We start from the raw sequence: 18273 nt of genomic DNA on the forward strand, positions 1-18273 counted from the left end.
GAGCCGGTCCACCCTCCGTCCTGATCACGGTCCCAACACCCTACGAGGGAGGACGGCCTTCCCGGCGCGCCGCCGCACGACGGTGGATGACCAGCAGATCGACGAGGGCCGTCACGGCGATCACCGCGAGGGCCACCGCCGGCCCGACATGGCCCGAGACCGCGAAGAGGCCGGCGGTGACGGAGCAGAACAGCAGGCCGAAGAGGGCGAGGGCGCGGCGCAGCGTGAGTGCGCTGGCCGCCGGCGCCGCGCCGGTACGCCGGTCGCCCCACGATCCCAGCGTGCGCCACCATGGTTGTGAACCTGTTGGGTGCTCGGTGCGTTGGTGGGGTACATGGCGGGTCACGCCAGCGGTGTGCCCGCGTCCGCGTCGGCGAACCGGGACCAGATGGTGGTCCGCCTGCATGCACCGCCCAGGTAGTCAACATCCCGACGAATGTCGGCAGGAAGCTGCCGATCCGGATGTGTCAGGGCCTGCGACGCTGTGGTCGGCGGCCGCCGTGCCCGCCCGACCCGCCCGACTCGTCAGACCCGTGGCGGCCCGTCCGGCCCGTCCGGGCCAGGCGCACTGTGGCGCTCGGCGAGGGCGTCGACGAGCAGCTTCGTGCTGGTGAAGTCGACCGGGACCTCGATCACCCGGACCCCGGGGCCGCGCAGCGCCGCAGCGAGGCGCTCGCGATGGTCGGCGCCCGAGCGCAGCCCACCCCGGTGCCCCCACACCTCGACGACGAGACCGACGTCCAGTGCCGAGGCGAGATGCAGCACCGTGGCGGCCGGCCCGACCGGGGGGCTCCCGACCACCGCCACCCCGGGGCGTCCCTGCCGGCAGGCCAGCAGCGCTCCGGCGAGCGCGACCTCCCCGCCGCCGCGCAGCACCCGCACCTTCCCGGCGGCCGGGCCCATGACCTGACTCACCCAGAGCCCGACCGGGCCCGGTTCGGCCACCACGATGCCGTCGGGTGGCAACGCGCCGGCCAGGTCGGCGGCCGCGCGCGCCGGCGTGAGCGGAGCGTCGTCGCGCCCCGCGAGCTGGCCGATGAGAGCGCGCGGCTCCCGGCCGAACCGCGAGAGCGGGTCTTCGGGCGAGAAGGGATCTTCGGGTGAGGCCGGGGCCGCCGGCGCGGACGAGTCCGTGAGGGAGAACGACCTCGCTGGGCGGTGCGGCTCTCCCGGCGGGAGCGGGACGTCCAGCGCAAAGTCGGGCCGCAGTCGAACCTCGCCGGCGCCCGCCCGTCGTATCGCCTCGGCGGCGCGCAGGACGTCACCCGGTGTCGCGGGCGGGGCTTGCGGGCCGGTACCGGATGCCTGCGCGGCGACGCCGGACAGCAGCGTGAGGACGGCTCCGTCCCAGCAGGCGCCAATGCCGTGACCGAGCTCGGCGGAGGCCGTGGCGAGCAGGCGCGCGCAGGTCTCGTCCGGCGCGGGAACCAGCTGGACCCCGGCTGATCCCATAGCTGCCCGGGGGAGTCGCGTGCCGAAGACGGTGACCAGATGGCTGACTCCGGCCGACGCGAGCAACTCTCCGAGGGTCATCGACGCGCGCTCCTCTTCCTCTTGCCCCAGGGGAGGGCGGGTGGGAGCCGCGCCGGTCCCGCCTGCTGACCGAGGGCGGTCGGGCGGTCTCCCCCTGATGGCACCATGTGTCCGTGCTGTCCACGGTGGCCTGCCGGCGGCGGAGGGGAAAGTGATGCGGAGCGGATCGGCCCAGGTCAGCAGCGGTCCGTGACGGGCCGGGTAGTCCACGGCAGGCTTCAGGGCGGTCCGGTCAGGATCGGCAGGGGTTGTCGAACGGGATGTCCGGCAGCTCGCGGGACCACCACAGCTCGTCGGGCCCGAGGCCATCGGCGCAGGCCAGCCGGGTCAGCCGCCGGGGGTCGACGGTGAACACCGTCGGACCGCCCGCGGCACCGGCGACGGCGAACGTGGTGCCCGCCCGGTCGGCGGCCAGCCTGCGGTCGGCGGCGGCCCCGCCCCGGCCGACCGGGAGCCGGGTGAGCTCGGCGACCCCGGCGGGGCCGGGCGCCGACCACACGACGACGGAACCGTCCCCGGCGCTGGTGGCCGTGCTGCCGTGGATGCCGACGGCCACATCGCGCAGCGCACCGCTGGTGACCTTCCGTTCGTCCAGCGGCCGCGGGTGGGCCGGCTCGGTGAGGTCCCAGCGGCGCAGCGTGCCGTCATCGCCACTGACGGAGGCGAGCGTGCGGCCGTCTCCGCCGAACGCGACCGCGTCGACGGCACCCCGGTGCCCGGTCAGCTCGGCGAGCACGACCGGCCTGCGCCGGTCGGCGAGGCTCCACACCTGCACCTTCTGGTCGATGCGGGAGACGGCGAGCAGGCTCCCGTCAGGGCTGAGGGCAGCGTCGGTGACGGGCGCACTGTGATCGGTGAGCCGCGCCAGCAGGGAGGGCCGGGCGGGCTGGGAGACGTCCCACAGGCCCACCGACCCGTCCTGCGCCACCGTCACCAGCAGGTTCCCCCCGCCGTAGGCGATCCGGTCGATCGGGCTGATGTGGCCGGTCAGCGGTGCGGATGTCCCGCCGCCAGCCGGCGCCAGATGCCCCTGCCCGTCCGCGTCGCCCCAGGCGATCCAGGTTCCGTCCGGTCGGATCGCGACGCTGGTGGCGCCCGCCGCGGGCAGGTCGGCCGGGGCGGTGAGGACCGGGGCGGTGAGGGTTGAGGGGTGCGGCACTGCCGATGCGCCGGTGGGCGGTGACAGCCAGGGCCGCAGGTCCCACAGCCGGACCCGGCCGTCGGCTCCCGCCTCGGCCAGCTGCTCGCCGGAGGCGCTGAGGGCGACGTCGACCGAGCCGGGCGTGGTCTCGCGTGCGGTGAGAGCCGTCCGTGCGGTGAACGAGGCGATCATCGCGGCGCCGGCCTGCGGCGTCGGGGAGATCTGGTAGGCCGCCAGCGCGAGCCGCCCGGCGCGTACCGCGTCTCCGGCGCGGGCCAGGTCGGAGCGGGCTGCCAGCTCACGGGAGAGGATCGCCGGATCCTGGGCCGAGGTCTGGGCGGGGGCCCCGCCCAGACCGCTGGTGATGACGAGAGTGGTGCCGACCGCCGTGGCGAACACGGCGGTCGCCACGGCGGCGGCGATGAGCAGCGGCGTGCGCCGGTCTCCCCGCGAACGCGACGGGACTGCGGGCGCGGGCGTTGTCACGAGGCCGGTCTGATCGCCCGCCGTACCCACCGCGGTCGCGGCACCCGCAGCACCTGCCGCAGTCGCCGGGGAGCGTTTCGCCGCGTGCCGCGGTCGCCTTGACGGCCGCCGAGCAGGCCCCGCCGCCGTCCCCGGCTGCGTTGCGGTGGGGTCCGTACGGGCGGCCGTACCGGTGAGCCGCTCCCGAAGCTCCTCCGCGGTGGGCCGTGCGGCGGGATCTCGGGACACGGCCTTCTCGACGAGACCGCGGAGCTCGTCGGGCAGCCCGTCCAGGAGGGGTGGCTCGTGGACGACCCGGTACAGCACCGCGTCGGTCGGCCCGGATCCGAAAGGTGGCCGACCGGTACCGGCGAAGATCACGATGCTGCCCCAGGCGAAGATGTCGGCCGCCGAGGTGACCGGCGCGTCCAGGATCTGCTCGGGGGGCATGTAGCCGGGGGTGCCGGCGCGCTCCCCGATCTGCTGGCTGATCTCGGTGGTGGCGACCTGCGAGCGGGCCAGGCCGAAGTCGATGACCTTCGGCCCGACCGCGGAGAGCAGCACGTTGGCCGGGGTGAGATCGCGGTGGATGATGCCCGCGGCATGGATGGCGCTCAGGGCGGTCGCCACGCTGAGTGCCAGGTGCTCGAGGTCGGCGTGGCCGAGCGGCCCACGGGCCGCGACGTGCCGGGCCAGCGTGGGCCCCTCGACATATTCGGTGACCAGGTAGGGGCTGGGCCCCGTTGTTCCGGCGTCGAGCACGGCGGCGGTGGCGAAGCGGCGGACCTGCCGGGCGCTGTCGGCCTCTCGCCGGAAGCGGGCGCGGAACTCGGGCCGCTGCGCCAGTTCGGGCCGGATCACCTTGACGGCGACCCACGGATGGTCTGGCGCCTCGCCGGGCGCCTGGGCCAGATACACGGAGCCCATTCCGCCCCGGCCGAGCAGCCCCACGACCTGGTACGGGCCGATGGCCCGCGGGTCGTGTGGTCCGAGCGGAGCCGCGATGGAGCCCGTCAGTGGAGCTCCTGGGACAACCGGATCTCCTGGCGCAGAAGGCGGTGTGGCTGCCGGCATGCGGTCTGTGCACCCCCCGGTGCCGCATCGGACCTGTAGTCCCACTATGCCCGACGGATCCCTTCCTCCGGACGCCCTGCGTCAGGAGTGAGCGTCCCGCGGCGGCCGGGCTCGCCTGCCGCGTTGGCCGCGGCTCACTTCCGCGACGACTCGCGGTGAATGCCCATTTCATTCGCTTTGCAGGGAATCGCCGCGTTGCTTGCACCGTCGACGGACGTCCGTGCTGGTCGGCCGGCCCCAGGCCTGGCCGGCGGGCCGCGGCGAGCGCTCCGTCAGGCGCTGTCTCCGGGCCCGGGACGTCGCTCCGGACCATGAACCTGCGCCCGACCTGCACCCAACAGGCGCCGGACTTGCTCACGTGCGGCGCTCCGGAATGTGTCGCCGGGCCGGACGAGCGCTGGCTCGGCCGGATGTGGCCTACCTCGCACGTCACCGGCGTGCTACGGCCGGAGAACGCCCTCCGCGGGCCCYCTCTGTGCTGGTGGACTTGTCCCTAAGACCAGTGTCTTCTTTGCGTCTGCGCAGGTAGAGACCCTGTGGGCGGGTGCCCAAGGCAGCCTGCGGACATGTCTGATGTGAGATCTGTCACCGTTACTGTACGCATTCCTATATATCAATGGGGTTCAAGTATTAGGGGGTGCCGATGGTCCTGTCGATTACAGTGTGTGATTCGGTGATTCCTGCTGGGAATCTTGCTTCTGTGGGTCCGGTTGACAATGGCCGGAGTGTCTCCCCGGCGTGGTCGGTAGACGGCAGGGTCTTGTTGAAGGGCTTCTGTGCACGCTCGCTAGAGTTGTCCGACGTCGGACGCTTTACACGTTGAGCGCGGACCGGGCGTGAATCATGCACACGGTCCGCTCTTGCCGCGCGCCGTCCGTCGCGGATCAGCATCGATTGAGCGATTCGCTCACCCCGCACACGAGGCGCCCGCCCCTACGGCGTCGGACGAGAGGACTGGATGCTCCGGAATTGGCCCATCCGCTCGAAGCTGGTGGTGATTCTCATCGTCCCGCTGGCCGCACTGGCCGTGCTGAGCGCGATACAGGTGCGCGGGGACGTCGACAACGTCCGGGCCGCGGACCGCATCGAGGCGCTCGCCAACTTCTCGATCAAAGCGAACGATCTGGTCAACGCCCTTCAGGGCGAGCGCTACGCCACTAACGCCTTCGCTGGTTCAAACTTCAGCGTCCAGGCTCTCAACCAGACCGTCATGGACTCCCGCTCGCCGGTGGACCAGGCTCTCGCCGTGTATCGCGCGGACGAACAGCGCCTGCCGCAGTCGGCCCGCCAGGAGCTCGACGGGACACTGTCCGTGATCGGAGAACATCTCGATCAGCTTGCCGAGCACCGCAGGCAGTTCGACGCGCGACAGACACAGGTCGCGGCGAACGCCGCCTTCTACGACACGTCAGTAAAAGACCTGCTGGTGCTGAACGCACGGGTTGCCTCGGGTAGCACCGACGCCCGTCTGGTGAACGGCTCCACCACCCTGGCCGGAATCTCGCAGGCGAAGGAACAGGCCTCGCAGCAGCGTGGTGCCGTCGCCCAGATGCTGTTCCTCGCCATGCAGGGCATCCGCGTGACGCCGCAGGCGATCTGGCAGCTTCAGGCCACCGCCGGCGCGGAGGACGCCTGGATCGAGCAGTTCCGTACGACCGCCACCGCCGAGCAGCAGGAGTTCTTCAACACAACGGCCGGCCGCTCGCAGGACAACGTCGATGGGGTGCGGGGCCGGATTATGGAGGCCCTGACGACCTCCCAGCCCATCACCATGAGTCCTCTCGAGTGGGCGGGCCTGGCCGACGCCAAGATCGAGCAGATGCGCGAGGTCGAGCGCCGGGTCGCCTCCGACCTGGGAATCACCAGCAGCGGCATCTCGGATGACGCCTCGCGTGGCGCGCTGTTCGGAAGTATCGGCGTCGCCGCCATTCTGGTCGTGTCGATCGTGATCTCGCTGCTCGTCGCCAGCCCGATGATCAGCCAGCTGCGGCGGCTGCGGCGTGGCGCCCTCGACACCGCCACCGAGCGCCTGCCGGCGGTCGTCGAGCGGCTGCACCGAGGTGAGCCCGTCGACCTCGCCGCCGAGGCCTTCCCGGTGCCCGCCACCAGCAAGGACGAGATCGGCCAGCTCGCGGATGCCTTCGCGACCGTGCACGAGGTGGCCGTGCGCACCGCCGTCGAACAGGCCGCGATGCGCAAGAGCATCGGGGACACCTTCCTCAACCTGGCCCGCCGCAGCCAGGCCCTGATCCACCGCCAGCTGAAGATCATCGACGCGCTGGAGCGGAAGGAGACCGACCCCGACGAGCTGGAGGAGCTGTTCCGGCTCGACCACCTCGCGACCCGTATGCGGCGCCACGCCGAGGACCTCATCGTCCTCTCCGGCTCCAAGCCCGCCCGTGGCTGGCGCCGACCGGTTCCGATCAAGGACGTCGTCCGCGGTGCGGTCGCCGAGGTCGAGGACTACACCCGGGTCAAGGTCATGCCGATCACCGGTGGCGCGGTCAGCGGCCACGCCGTCGGTGACGTGATCCACCTGTTCGCCGAGCTGATCGAGAACGCGACCTCCTTCTCGCCCCCGCACACCCCGGTGCAGGTCTCCGGGCACCCGGTCTCCAACGGGTTCGTCGTCGAGATCGAGGACCGCGGCCTGGGAATGAGCCAGGAGGAGATCGACGCACTGAACCACCGGCTGGCGAACCCACCCCCGTTCGACCTGTCCACCAGCGAGCGGCTGGGGCTGTTCGTCGTCGGCCGACTGTCCGAGCGGCACGCCGTCCAGGTACTGCTGCGATCCTCGCCGTACGGCGRCACGATGGCGATCGTCCTGCTGCCCGACACCCTGCTGCGGGCCTCGGATGACAAGGGGGAGGACACCGGCCCCCGCGAGCTCGCGGCAGTCGGCGCCGGAGCGTTGTCCGCGGGTGCGCAGCCCGGCGGTGTCGCGGCACTCAACGGCGCCGGCGACCACCCGGAGATCGCCGGAATGGCCGGCCTCGACGCCGCCCCGAGCCCGAACGGTCGCTGGCACGGTGACATCGCCGGCGGCTCGGCGCAGGGCGACGCCCAGGGGGCGCTGGGAACCGCGCATCCCGCCGGGCCCCGTACCGACGAGACCCTGCTCGACGACCTGCCGGTGTTCGCCACCGCGCGGTCGAGCTGGTTCGTCGCCGACCGGCCCCGCGGCGGCCTTCCGGGCGACGAGGACGGGCCTGACGGCCCGCACGGGCCCGGTGACCTGACGAGCCCGATGCCGATGTCCGAGCTGACCGATCCGGATGAGGAGCCCGGCGCTGAGGACCAGCCTGGCTCGGACGGAGCCGACCAGGGATGGCAGGGGGGCCGTTACGGCCGCGCGGAGCAGGACCAGGCCGACGGGCGGTACCGTTCGCCCGGCTCGCCGGGATCCCTGTTCAGCGCGCCACCCGACACCGGCCAGTTCTCCGGCTTCGGCCCGTCCGGCTACGACTCCACGGGGTACGACGAGGGCGCCTACCGCAACGGCAGCGGCCAGGGCGGCGCCCACGGCAACGGTGACGGCTCGGGACGCTCGAACGGCCGCGGCGCCGGCGGCTACGGCGCGCAGGACTACCTGGCTCCGGACTCCGGCACACCGGGATTCGGCACGGGCGGGGGCTTCGGTGGCGACGCCGGCTTCGGTGGCGACCCCGACCGTTTCGGGTCGGCGGACGGCGGCTTCGGCACCAGCTCCGGTTTCGGTACCGAGAACGGTGCCGGCTCCAGCGGACTGCCCGGGACCGGCGACGGCTTCGGTGGCGCGGGCTTCGGTCAGCGCTACCCTGCCGACCCCCGGGACGGTGGGTCCGGGCAGTCGCCGCTCGCGGGCGAGCTGCCGTCGCGCCGGCGGGGAGGGCGTACCGGCGGCGACGGGGCCGGCCTCGGCCGGCCCGGAGGAGACCGGTTCGGTGCCGACCCGCTCGGTAGCGACCCGCTCGGTGTCGACCCGCTCGGTGGCGACGACTCGTCCGCGGGATACCGGGAGCCTCGAGCCGACCGTGGCTCCGGCTACGCCGCCCGCCCGCCGCGCGACGGCGGGGCTCGCGAGGGTGGCGCCCGCCCCGGGGGCAACGGTGGCTACGCCGGGTACTCCCGCCCGGGCTATGGCGACAGCGCTCCCCAGGAGGGCGGTGGCTTCGGCGACGGCGCCTACCGCCAGGCACCGCGGACGTCCCGCGGCACCGGCGGGGGAGCGGGCTTCCCCGGCCGCTCGGCGTCCGAGCCGGACTCCGAGCAGGGCCAGGCGGGCATCCCGCCGCAGGCCGGGGATCCGCACGGCGAGCTGGACGAGCTCGGCCTGCCGAAGCGGCGGCGGCGCGCGAACCTGGCGCCCCAACTGCGCCGGGAGAACGCCGACTCGAGCCGTTCGGCGATGACCGCGGGCCCTCGTTCACCCGAGGAGATCCGCAGCATGATGTCGTCCTTCCAGGCCAATTTCGGCCGTGGGCTTGAGGACGGAACGGTGTCCAATGACGGAGATGATGTGGGGAAGGTAACCTGATGCGTCCGCTGGGGCCGTCCGAGAACATGAACTGGTTGCTCAACAACCTGGTCAAGAAGGTCCCCGAGGTCACTTATGTGATCGTGCTTTCATCGGACGGTCTGCTACTCGCGACCTCGCGGGGTATGGACCGGGCCACCGCGGACCAGTTGGCTGYGGTCGCCTCCGGATTCAACAGCCTCGCCCGGGGCGCCGGCCGTTTCTTCGGCGGCGGCAACGTGCGGCAGACGATCGTCGAGATGGAAGCGGGATTTCTGTTCGTCACCGCGGTGGGCGACGGGTCCTGCCTGGCGATTCTCAGCAGCCCGGGCGYCGATATCGGGCTGATCGCCTACGAGATGGCGCTGCTGGTGACGAGGGTGGGTGAGTTTCTGACGCCGGAGCTTCGCGCCGAGATCCAGTCGGCGCTGCCGATCTAGGACCTGTCCGCATGCATGCGGGACGGCGCACCACGACCCGCCCGGGCCCCCATCCCACGGGGGCCCGGGCCCGGGCCCGTGTCGCGCCGACCGCCGGCACATGACCGATCCAAGGGAGGACCGCGTTGTCAGGGGATGAGGAATGGTTCGACGACGATGCCGGGCCGGTGGTGCGGCCCTACGCCGTCACGGGGGGGCGTACTCGTCCCAGCAACCGGGCTCTCGATCTGGTGGCCTTGGTGACCACCTCACCGCAGGGCCGCGCACTGGCCAACACGCTGGAACCGGAGCAGCGCGCCATCGCCGTGCTCTGCCACCGGCTCCAGTCGGTCGTCGAGATCTCCGCCCGGCTTAACCTCCCGGTCGGAGTCGCGCGCGTACTTGTCGGCGACATGCTCGATGCCGGGCTGGTGAGTGTGCACCGGCCCGAACAACCATCGGACCGCCCCAGCGTGGCGATTATCGAGAAGGTGCTCAGTGGACTCCAGGCTCTCTAGGACCCGAGCGGCCGAAACACCAGCGCCGCATCCGGTCAAAATCATCGTGGCCGGAGGTTTCGGAGTAGGGAAGACGACATTCGTCGGTGCCGTGAGCGAGATTCCGCCGCTCACCACCGAGGCGGCGATGACGGCCGCGAGTATCGGGGTCGACGACACCAGCGCCGTGGCCTCGAAGACGACGACCACGGTGGCGATGGACTTCGGCCGGATCACCCTGGTCGACAGTGTCATTCTGTACCTGTTCGGGACGCCTGGCCAGGACCGTTTCTGGTTCATGTGGGACGAGCTGGTCCTCGGCGCGATCGGCGCGGTCGTGCTGGTCGACACCCGGCGCCTCGCCGACTCGTTCCCGGCGATCGACTACTTCGAGGAACGCGACATCCCGTTCCTCATCGCGCTGAACCACTTCGACGGCGCCCGCCAGTACCGCAGTGAGGACATCCGGGCTGCTCTGGACCTGGACCCCCGCCGTCCGATGGTGCTGTGTGACGCCCGCCAGCGGGAGTCCGTCCGTCAGTCGCTCATCGCTCTCGTACGGCATGCGCTGGAAGTGGTGTCGGCGGAAAGCCAGCGCCCGGGGCTGCCGACCGGCTCCCGGTGAGCGTCACCGCGCGTGCCGCCGCGGCGTCCGCGGCGCCCGCGGATCCGTCGATCCGAACCGGGAAAGGGACCTTGCTCGAGTTCCTCGGACTTGACGACGTCACGCTTGCCGCCTACCGGCTGTGGCTGAGACATCCTGAGCTGGATGTCGACGGAGTGGCCACCGCGGTCGGCCAGGCAACAGGGACGGTCCGCCGATCACGGGATCGGCTCGTCGAGCTGTCACTGCTACTGCCGTCGACCGAGCGCCCCGGCCACCTGGTGGCCGTCCATCCGGAAGCCGGTCTCGAACACCTGCTCCAGGCCCAGCACGAGGCGCTGATCCGCCGCCACGAGCGGCTGGTCCGGGCGCGCGCGCAGGTCAACACCTTCGTCTCGGAGTACCTGGACAACCGGCCCGGCGGGGACGGTGCGGAGGTCGAGCACATCGACAGCGCCGACCAGGCCCGAGTGGAGCTGCTCACCCTCCTCGGCCGGGCGGAGAAGGAGGTACTGGCCCTGCACACCCACCAGGGCCTGCCCCCGTCGCTGACCGCCGAGGTCCTGCCGGTCGAACTGCGCGCGCTGCGGCGCGGCGTGTCGATGCGCAGTGTCCTGCCCCGCACGGTCAGCACGGACGAGACCGGTGGCGGCTATGTCCGGACGGTGGCGTCGCACGGCCTGGAGGCGCGGCTCGCCGACGATCCCCGCATCGACGCCATGACGGTCGACGGCCGGATCGGCCTCGTCCAGTTCGCCTCCCTCGGTGCGGACCCGCTTGCACTGGTCGTGCGCTCGCCTGCCCTGGCGAGCCTGGTGACCCAGTTGTTCGAGCAGGTCTGGGAGACCGCCGAGCCGCTGGTGGTGAACGGCGCCGACTCGGCCGACGGGGCCGATGACCGGCCCAACGACACCGAGCGCCTGCTGCTGCGGCTGCTGAGCCTGGGCGTCAAGGACGAGGCGGCTGCGCGGCACCTCGGGGTGTCCGTGCGCACGGTCCGGCGCATGGTCGCGGACCTGATGATGCGCCTCGACGCGCGTAGCCGCTTTCAGGCCGGCACGGTCGCGGCCCGGCGAGGATGGTTGTAGCCATGTTGTGGTGACCTGGTTCCCACGTTGGCAGTAGATGGTCAGGGCAACTTCCTGCCAGCTGGTTTGGCGGACAGAAGTGTCGAAGCGACGCATGATTCCGATGAGCGACCGGAATTGTGCAGACCTGACACGTACCACCACCGCAGGAACATGTCAGGGGGCGCCGCCGACCGGCGGACGCGCGAGACCGGTCACGTGCGCGTCCGTGCCGAACGCGGCCGACGCCGGCTTCCGGGATCCTCGGGTCGGCCGGCGGCGGGCGACATGTCTGCGAGCACTCGGCGCAGCCTGTTCAACCTGACTCCGAAAGAGGAGATCGAGTGCCGACGGAATCCGCCTCGGTTCCGAACCAGAGCGCGCCCACCCAGCGGACGCTGATCGTCGCCCGTATGAATCCCGAGGACGCCGGTGCGGTCGCCGATGTCTTTGCGGAGTCGGATGCCGGTGAGCTACCCAACCTGGTCGGGGTCGCCCGGCGTGACCTGTTCGAGTTTCACGGCCTGTACTTCCATCTCATCGAGAGCCGGGCGGATATCAGAGGGACGCTGCCGCCGGTGCGGGACCATCCCCTCTTCCTCGATGTGAACAGCAAGCTGGAGAAGTACATCGCTGCCTACGACCCGCAGACCTGGCGCGGCCCGCGGGATGCAATGGCGCGTAGCTTCTACACCTGGCTCGCGGACTAGGCGCCCGTCGGGGCCCGCCGTGCCGGACCAGCCGCGCGCACCGCACCCGGCGTGGACGCCAGCCCCCGCCGGGTGGCCGCGATCATCGCCCGCCGGCCAGCGGTCGTCGGCCACCCGCCGCGGAGGCCGTTCGGCCCGCCCGGCCCGTACAGGGCCCGCGACCGTGGGTGGACGCACCGTGCGAGTCCGCCGGTGCCCGGCCTCCCGCACGCCCCCGCCGCCGAGGCGCCTGACGGCCCACCATCCGGCCCGGATCTGCCAGTGCCGCAGCGACGCGCGCCCGGGCAGCCCCGGATGGGCCTGCCGCCGGTGGCGTCGGCACCCTGGCTGCCCCGCCTCACCTGTCGGAACTGGTGGCCCCCGGATCCCGCCTTCCCGGTCGACGTCGCCCGGTTGTGCGGTGGCATGGCGGCATGACGGCCCGCCGGATCGCGGTCTGTTCGTGCCGTCATGCGACTGCGCCGACGGGCAGTCGCGTCGTCGCGCGACCGAACCGCCGGGCCCGCCCCGTCGGCCGTCGGCGCGCTCCGGAGCTCCGAGCGGGTCCCGACCGGGTCCCGAGCGGCCGCTCGGCCAGTGCCGCGGGCCGGGCGGCCGGATGCATGGCACCGCCGCTGAGTTTCATGTCACAACCGTGCCCCGTGAACGCGGACAATGTGGAAGGAATACGGCACATGTCAATGCAGTGGACCGCTGACGAGCTTCTGGGTTTCCTGGTCGAGCAGGCCGGTCTCCCGCCGGAGGACCTGCCCGTCGACCTCGACGTGACGTTCACCGACATCGGCCTCGACTCGCTCGCCTATCTGCAGCTCCAGGCCGAGGTGCAGGCGCGTTTCGACGTCGAGCTGCCGAACGAGGCGCCCGAGGGATACACACTCGCCGACATCCTGGGGGCCGTGAACAACGCCCTTCTGGAGCCCGAGCCCGCCTGAGTCGCGCCGATGGTACCGAAACACCGGCCGCCCGTTGCGGCCGGCTGGGTGCCGCGCGCCCCGGGTGTCGTCGCGAACCCCCCTTCACGCTGCCAGCAGACCGGAGAAAGACGTGAGCGGACACACTGACAACTCGATTTTCATCAATGCCGACATCGACCTCGTCTGGTCGATGACGAACGACCTGGAGTCGTGGCCCGAGCTCTTCACCGAGTACTCCTCGGTGGAGATTCTCGAGAAGACCGACACCACGTTCAGGTTCCGGCTCACGATGCACCCGGACGAGTCGGGGACGGCGTGGAGCTGGGTTTCCGAGCGGGTCCTCGACCCGGCGAACCACAAGGTCCGTGCCTACCGGGTGGAAACCGGCCCGTTCGAGTACATGCACATCGAGTGGACGTACGTGCCGGAGGGCACCGGGACCCGGATGCGGTGGGTCCAGGACTTCCAGATGCGGCCGTCGGCCCCGGCGAACGACGAGCAGATGACCAACCGCATCAACACCAACACCCCCCGCGAGATGGCCTCCATCCGCGACAAGGTCGAGCGGGCCGCTGGCGCGTCCGCGCAGGCAGCGAGCCAGATCCCCGAACAGGTCTGAGGAGTCAACCCCGGTGAGCACCGCAACCACGTCCGCATCCCTGACGGTCCCCAAGGTCGTGTCGATCCACGACGTTCCCGCCAACCGGCGTCGCGGCGGCGACATCCGCACGCTGCTCTCGCCTGCGACGGTCGGCGCCAAGTCCGGCTTCCTGGGAACGCTCACCCTCCAGCCCGAGGAGGTGGTGACCGAGCACTGGCACCCCTACTCGGAGGAGTTCCTCTACTGCGTCTCCGGGTCGGTGACCGCCCGTCTGGACGGTGAGCACACCGCCCTGTCGGCCGAGCACGGCCTGCTGATCCCGATCGGCATGCGGCACCGGATCGTGAACACCGGTGACGAGGTGGCCTTCCTCGTGTTCCACCTCAGCCCGCTTGCACCGCGGCCGGACCTTGGCCACGTCGACACCGAACCGCTGCCCGAGCAGCAGCCGTGAGCGAAGCGATCAAGCGGTCGCGGCCGGACGGCGCCCTCGGGCCGGCGTCCAGGGGCGGGGGTCCGCGCCGCACCGTGGTGACCGGGATCGGCGTCGTCGCGCCCGGTGGCTCGAGCCGTAAGGAATTCTGGACGCTGCTCACCGACGGCCGCACCGCCACCCGCCGGCTGTCCTTCTTCGACCCCGCCCCGTTCCGCTCGCAGATCGCCGCCGAGTGCGACTTCGACCCACTCGCCTCCGGTCTCACCCGCCAGGAGATCGCGCGCAACGACCGGTTCGTGCAGTTCGCGCTGGCCGCGGCGATCGAGGCGGTCGCCGACAGCGGCCTCGACCTCGGCTTCGCCGCCGGCGAGGGCGTGGTCAGCGGTGAGCGCGAGCCGGGCGACGGTCCGGTCGTCGGGGTCAGTATGGGCAGCGCGGTCGGGGCGACCAGCCGGCTGGAGAACGAGTACGTCGTCGTCAGCGACAGCGGCAAGCTGTGGGAGGTCGACCCGCGCTACGCGAGCTCGTTCCTCTACCACGCACTGGTGCCGAGCTGCCTGGCAACGGAGATCGCCTGCCGCTTCGGCGCGCACGGGCCGTCCTTCGTCGTCTCCACCGGCTGCACGTCCGGTATCGACGCCGTCGGCTACGGGCACCAGCTCATCGTCGACGGTGAGGCCGACATCGTGATCGCCGGGGCGTCGGACGCACCGTTGTCCCCGATCTCTATCGCCTGCTTCGACGCGATCCGGGCCACCTCGGCGCGCAACGACGACGCCGAGCACGCCTCCCGCCCGTTCGACGCCAGCCGGGACGGCTTCGTGATGGGTGAGGGCAGCGCCGTCCTCATCCTGGAGGAGCTGGAGAGCGCCCGCGCGCGTGGCGCCCACATCTACTGTGAGGTCGGCGGTTACGCCTCCCGGTCGAACGCCTTCCACATGACCGGCCTGCGCCCCGACGGCGTGGAGATGGCCGAGTCGATCCGGATCGCCCTCGACCAGGCTCGCCTCGACCCGACCGCGGTGGACTACGTCAACGCCCACGGCTCGGGCACCAAGCAGAACGACCGGCACGAGACCGCCGCGTTCAAGCGGTCCCTGGGGGCGCACGCCTACCAGGTGCCGGTCAGCTCGATCAAGTCCATGGTCGGCCACTCGCTGGGCGCCATCGGATCGATCGAGCTCGCCGCCTGCGCGCTGGCGATCGAGAACAACGTCGTGCCACCCACCGCGAACTGGACGACCCGCGACCCCGAGTGCGACCTCGACTACGTCCCGAACATCGCCCGTGACCACCAGGTCGACGTCGCGCTGTCGGTCGGCAGCGGGTTCGGCGGGTTCCAGTCGGCGATCGTGCTGGCCGCGGCGGAGACACCATGACCGTTCTCGACACCGCCGCGGGCCCGACGGCCACCGCCGCCGGGGAGGTTGACGGCGGGCGTGCCGGGGCGCGGGTGCGGCCGGTCATCACCGGGCTCGGCGTCATCACACCGAGCGGCATCGGCGTCGAGGAACACTGGACGTCGACGCTGCGCGGCGAGCTGCGGGTGGCACCGATCACCCGCTTCGACGCCGGGCGCTACGACATCCACCTCGCGGGCGAGATCCCCGGGTTCGTCGCCGAGGACTTCGTCGACCACCGCTACATCGTCCAGACGGACCGGTGGACCTGGCTCGGCATGGCCGCGTCCCGGCTGGCGATGGCCGACGCCGCCTACGACCCGGCCGAGCGCGACCCCTTCGAGACGTCCGTCGTGTTCGGCGCCGGGTCCGGAGGCAACGACTTCGGTCAGCGGGAGCTGTCCCGGCTGTGGACCCGTGGGCGCACCGCCGTCAGCGTCTACCAGTCGATCGCCTGGTTCTACGCGGCGACGACCGGCCAGACCTCGATCCGGCATGGGCTCAAGGGACCGTCCGGTGTGCTGGTCAGCGACGGCGCCGGCGGCCTGGACAGCCTGGCCCAGGCGCGGCGCACCATCCGGCGCGGCACCCCGACCGTGCTCGCCGGCGGCGCCGAGTGCGGGCTGACGCCCTATGCGCTGACCTGCCATCTCAGCAGCGGACGGGTCAGCACCGCGGCCGACCCGACGGCCGGCTACAAGCCGTTCGACACCCGCGCCAACGGCTACCTGCCCGGCGAGGGCGGCGCGACGCTCCTCGTCGAGGACCCGACCAGCGCCGCCCGCCGCGGCGCCAGGGTCTACGGCGAGATCGCCGGCTACGCCGCCACCCACGACGGCACGCACCACGAGGAAGCCCCCGGGGACGCCCGCTGGCTGGCCACGGCGATGCGGCGTGCGCTCGCCGACGCCGGCCTGCGGCCCGCCGACGTCGACGTCGTGTTCGCCGACGGCGCCGGCTCCCCGGATCTCGACGCACTCGAGGCGCAGGCCATCCGCGAGGTGTTCGGCGCCGGTGCCGTGCCGGTCACCGCCCCGCAGGGGCTGATCGGACGCCTCTGCGCCGGCGGTTCGGCGGTGGCCGCGGCGACCGCGCTGCTGTCCATCCGGGACGGGGTGATTCCCGCCGTCGGCAACCTCGACGACCCGGATCCCGCCCACGGGCTGGACCTCGTGCGGGTTCCGCGGGAGGGCCGGGTCAGGGTCGCGCTGGTCAACGCGCGCGGCCACGGCGGCTTCAACAGCTCGCTCGTGCTGCGGTCCGTCGACACCGACTGACCGCACAGACACACCCACCCCGCAGGCGCACCCACCCCGCAGGCGCACCCACCCCGCAGGCGCACCCACCCCACAGATCGTCACATCTCCGTAAGCGGTAGAGAGGAACACTGATGTTTCCAGACCTGGCCGGCAAGCGTGCCCTGGTCACCGGTGGCACGCGCGGTATCGGCCGGTCCGTCGTCCTGGGGCTCGCCCAGGCCGGCGCCACCGTCGTCGTCGGTCACCAGCGGGAGACCGAGGAGGCGGAGAGCCTGCGCCTCGAGCTCAAGGCCACCGGCAACGACCACCTGCTGGTGCAGGCCGACGTCGCCGACCCCGCGCAGATCACCGAGCTGATCGCGGCCACCAAGGCCCATCTCGGCGGCCTCGACATCGTCGTGAACAGCGTCGGGACGATCAGCCACATCCCGTACGCGCAGCTGCCGCTCGAGGCGTGGACGCAGGTGCTGACCACCAACCTCACCGCCACCCACCTGGTCACCCAGGGCGCGCTCGAGCTGCTCGGCGACTCCGGCACCGTGGTCAACATCGGCTCCGGCGCCGGGCTCGTCGGCGTGCCGCTGCGCGCCCACTACACCGCGGCGAAGACCGGCCTCATCGGCCTCACCCGCTCGCTGTCCAAGGAGCTCGGCACCAAGGGCATCCGGGTCAACCTGGTCTCGCCGGGCGTCATCGAGACCGACCAGGCCGCCGGCATGCCCGAGGCCGCCCGCACCGCCTACACCAACCGCATCCCGCTCGGCCGGCTCGGCGAGGCCCACGAGGTCGCCGCCGTCGTCCTGTTCCTCGCCAGCGACGTCTCCAGCTACGTCAACGGCGCCACCTTCACGGTCGACGGAGGCATCTGATGGGTCACCCGCAGCCGTTCCGCATCATCCTGACGATGCACATCCACCCCGGCCGGGAACAGGAGTTCGAGCAGACCTGGCTCCGGATCGGGGACGGGGTCACCAACCACCCGGCCAACCTCGGCCAGTGGCTGATCCGCTCCGAGGACGAGGCGGGCACCTACGTCATCATCAGCGACTGGGTGGACGAGCCGCAGTTCCGGGAGTTCGAGCAGAGCCCGGGCCATCTGGAGCACCGCAAGATCCTGCACCCGCTGCGCGCCAGCGGCTCGATGGTGACCGGCACGGTGCTCGCCCACCTCCCCGGCGCGGCGGCCACATGACCGGCGGCCGGGTCCGGGTGATGCTCTGGGCGGTCGAACCGCCCGGCGACCCCGGTGCGGTGGAACGGGCTTACCACGAGATCAGCTCCAAGCTCGTCGGTACGCCCGGCCTGCTCGGTAACCGTCTGCTGCGCTCGGCCGCGGAACCGTCCCGCTTCGCGGTGGTCAGCGAATGGACGAGCATGGCCGAGTTCGCCGCGTGGGAGTCCGGCGTCGAGCACAAGCCGGCGACCTCCCCACTGCGGCCGCTGCAGGACCCGGCGATGCGCGCGGTCATCTACACCGAGGTCGCCGCCTACGGCCCGGACGGCCCCTTCACTGAGCCGGACGGCATCTGAACCACCTGACGAACACCCACGGGGGCATGCCTGGCCCGGTGGGGCAGCGGAAGAGACCTCCGCCGCCCCACCGGGCCAGTGGTGTTTGCGCTGTCGGCCCTCGCCGCTGCCGGGCCTCTGGCCGC

General features: G+C 71.9%; 17 protein-coding genes. 14 read left to right on the forward strand and 3 right to left on the reverse strand.

The genetic code is table 11. The annotated features are described in order from the left end of the window. Positions 1 to 40: 40 nt before the first annotated feature. The 3 genes from CC117_RS16335 to CC117_RS16345 all read right to left on the reverse strand — a co-directional run bounded on the left by CC117_RS16335 (position 41) and on the right by CC117_RS16345 (position 4213). Entirely contained in the window at positions 41 to 346 is a 306-nt protein-coding gene (locus CC117_RS16335) for a DUF6343 family protein (RefSeq protein ID WP_071085188.1), read from the reverse strand. Positions 347 to 525: 179 nt separating this feature from the next. Further along, positions 526 to 1533, reverse strand: a complete 1008-nt coding sequence (locus CC117_RS16340; RefSeq protein WP_071085063.1) for a hypothetical protein — start codon at positions 1531 to 1533, stop codon at positions 526 to 528. Positions 1534 to 1765: 232 nt separating this feature from the next. Continuing rightward, positions 1766 to 4213, reverse strand: coding sequence for a WD40 repeat domain-containing serine/threonine protein kinase (locus CC117_RS16345; RefSeq protein ID WP_084132237.1), 2448 nt, complete (start codon positions 4211 to 4213; stop codon positions 1766 to 1768). Positions 4214 to 5171: 958 nt separating this feature from the next. On the opposite strand from CC117_RS16345, the gene CC117_RS16350 reads away from it, so the two are divergent. The 14 genes from CC117_RS16350 (at position 5172) to CC117_RS16420 (ending at position 18148) form a co-directional block, all read left to right on the forward strand. Further along, on the forward strand, positions 5172 to 8732 hold the full coding sequence (locus CC117_RS16350) for a sensor histidine kinase (RefSeq protein WP_071085065.1): 3561 nt from the start codon (positions 5172 to 5174) through the stop codon (positions 8730 to 8732). Further along, positions 8732 to 9151, forward strand: coding sequence for a roadblock/LC7 domain-containing protein (locus CC117_RS16355; protein WP_071085067.1), 420 nt, complete (start codon positions 8732 to 8734; stop codon positions 9149 to 9151). The genes CC117_RS16350 and CC117_RS16355 overlap by 1 nt, the downstream gene beginning before the upstream one ends. A gap of 125 nt (positions 9152 to 9276) precedes the next feature. Continuing rightward, positions 9277 to 9648 carry a DUF742 domain-containing protein gene (locus tag CC117_RS16360; protein WP_018638242.1) on the forward strand — a complete coding sequence of 124 codons (372 nt, stop codon included), beginning with the start codon at positions 9277 to 9279 and terminating at the stop codon, positions 9646 to 9648. Then, entirely contained in the window at positions 9629 to 10252 is a 624-nt protein-coding gene (locus CC117_RS16365) for a GTP-binding protein (RefSeq protein WP_071085068.1), read from the forward strand. Before CC117_RS16360 ends, CC117_RS16365 begins: the two co-directional genes overlap by 20 nt. A gap of 71 nt (positions 10253 to 10323) precedes the next feature. Continuing rightward, a complete protein-coding gene (locus CC117_RS16370) occupies positions 10324 to 11319 on the forward strand; it encodes a LuxR C-terminal-related transcriptional regulator (protein WP_071085190.1) in 996 nt (331 codons plus the stop codon). A gap of 323 nt (positions 11320 to 11642) precedes the next feature. Continuing rightward, on the forward strand, positions 11643 to 12008 hold the full coding sequence (locus tag CC117_RS16375; protein WP_071085070.1) for a TcmI family type II polyketide cyclase: 366 nt from the start codon (positions 11643 to 11645) through the stop codon (positions 12006 to 12008). Between the two features lie 674 nt (positions 12009 to 12682). Continuing rightward, positions 12683 to 12940: an acyl carrier protein gene (locus CC117_RS16385; protein ID WP_071085073.1), complete on the forward strand. Its 258-nt coding sequence runs from the start codon at positions 12683 to 12685 to the stop codon at positions 12938 to 12940. A gap of 112 nt (positions 12941 to 13052) precedes the next feature. Next, complete coding sequence (locus CC117_RS16390; RefSeq protein ID WP_071085075.1) at positions 13053 to 13541, forward strand: SRPBCC family protein; 489 nt, start codon at positions 13053 to 13055, stop codon at positions 13539 to 13541. A gap of 13 nt (positions 13542 to 13554) precedes the next feature. Then, positions 13555 to 13977, forward strand: coding sequence for a cupin domain-containing protein (locus CC117_RS16395; protein ID WP_018638248.1), 423 nt, complete (start codon positions 13555 to 13557; stop codon positions 13975 to 13977). Between the two features lie 77 nt (positions 13978 to 14054). After that, positions 14055 to 15338: a beta-ketoacyl-[acyl-carrier-protein] synthase family protein gene (locus CC117_RS16400; protein ID WP_084132249.1), complete on the forward strand. Its 1284-nt coding sequence runs from the start codon at positions 14055 to 14057 to the stop codon at positions 15336 to 15338. Next, complete coding sequence (locus CC117_RS16405) at positions 15335 to 16636, forward strand: beta-ketoacyl synthase N-terminal-like domain-containing protein (RefSeq protein ID WP_071085077.1); 1302 nt, start codon at positions 15335 to 15337, stop codon at positions 16634 to 16636. Before CC117_RS16400 ends, CC117_RS16405 begins: the two co-directional genes overlap by 4 nt. Positions 16637 to 16749: 113 nt before the next feature. After that, positions 16750 to 17487, forward strand: a complete 738-nt coding sequence (locus CC117_RS16410) for an SDR family NAD(P)-dependent oxidoreductase (RefSeq protein WP_071085079.1) — start codon at positions 16750 to 16752, stop codon at positions 17485 to 17487. Further along, positions 17487 to 17810 (forward strand): antibiotic biosynthesis monooxygenase family protein, encoded by a 324-nt coding sequence (locus CC117_RS16415; protein WP_071085081.1) that lies wholly within the window; start codon positions 17487 to 17489, stop codon positions 17808 to 17810. The genes CC117_RS16410 and CC117_RS16415 overlap by 1 nt, the downstream gene beginning before the upstream one ends. Beyond that, a complete protein-coding gene (locus CC117_RS16420; RefSeq protein ID WP_071085083.1) occupies positions 17807 to 18148 on the forward strand; it encodes an antibiotic biosynthesis monooxygenase family protein in 342 nt (113 codons plus the stop codon). Before CC117_RS16415 ends, CC117_RS16420 begins: the two co-directional genes overlap by 4 nt. The last annotated feature ends 125 nt before the right edge of the window (positions 18149 to 18273 follow it).

This window comes from Parafrankia colletiae, from assembly GCF_001854655.1.
Lineage (GTDB): Bacteria > Actinomycetota > Actinomycetes > Frankiales > Frankiaceae > Parafrankia > Parafrankia colletiae.

Bases quoted from the DNA above. Each gene is read 5' to 3' on its own strand.
- CC117_RS16340 (WP_071085063.1), bottom strand. From the start codon at position 1,533: ATGACCCTCGGAGAGTTGCTCGCGTCGGCCGGAGTCAGCCATCTGGTC.
- CC117_RS16345 (WP_084132237.1), bottom strand. From the start codon at position 4,213: ATGCCGGCAGCCACACCGCCTTCTGCGCCAGGAGATCCGGTTGTCCCA.
- CC117_RS16385 (WP_071085073.1), top strand. From the start codon at position 12,683: ATGTCAATGCAGTGGACCGCTGACGAGCTTCTGGGTTTCCTGGTCGAG.
- CC117_RS16405 (WP_071085077.1), top strand. From the start codon at position 15,335: ATGACCGTTCTCGACACCGCCGCGGGCCCGACGGCCACCGCCGCCGGG.
- CC117_RS16410 (WP_071085079.1), top strand. From the start codon at position 16,750: ATGTTTCCAGACCTGGCCGGCAAGCGTGCCCTGGTCACCGGTGGCACG.
- CC117_RS16415 (WP_071085081.1), top strand. From the start codon at position 17,487: ATGGGTCACCCGCAGCCGTTCCGCATCATCCTGACGATGCACATCCAC.
- CC117_RS16420 (WP_071085083.1), top strand. From the start codon at position 17,807: ATGACCGGCGGCCGGGTCCGGGTGATGCTCTGGGCGGTCGAACCGCCC.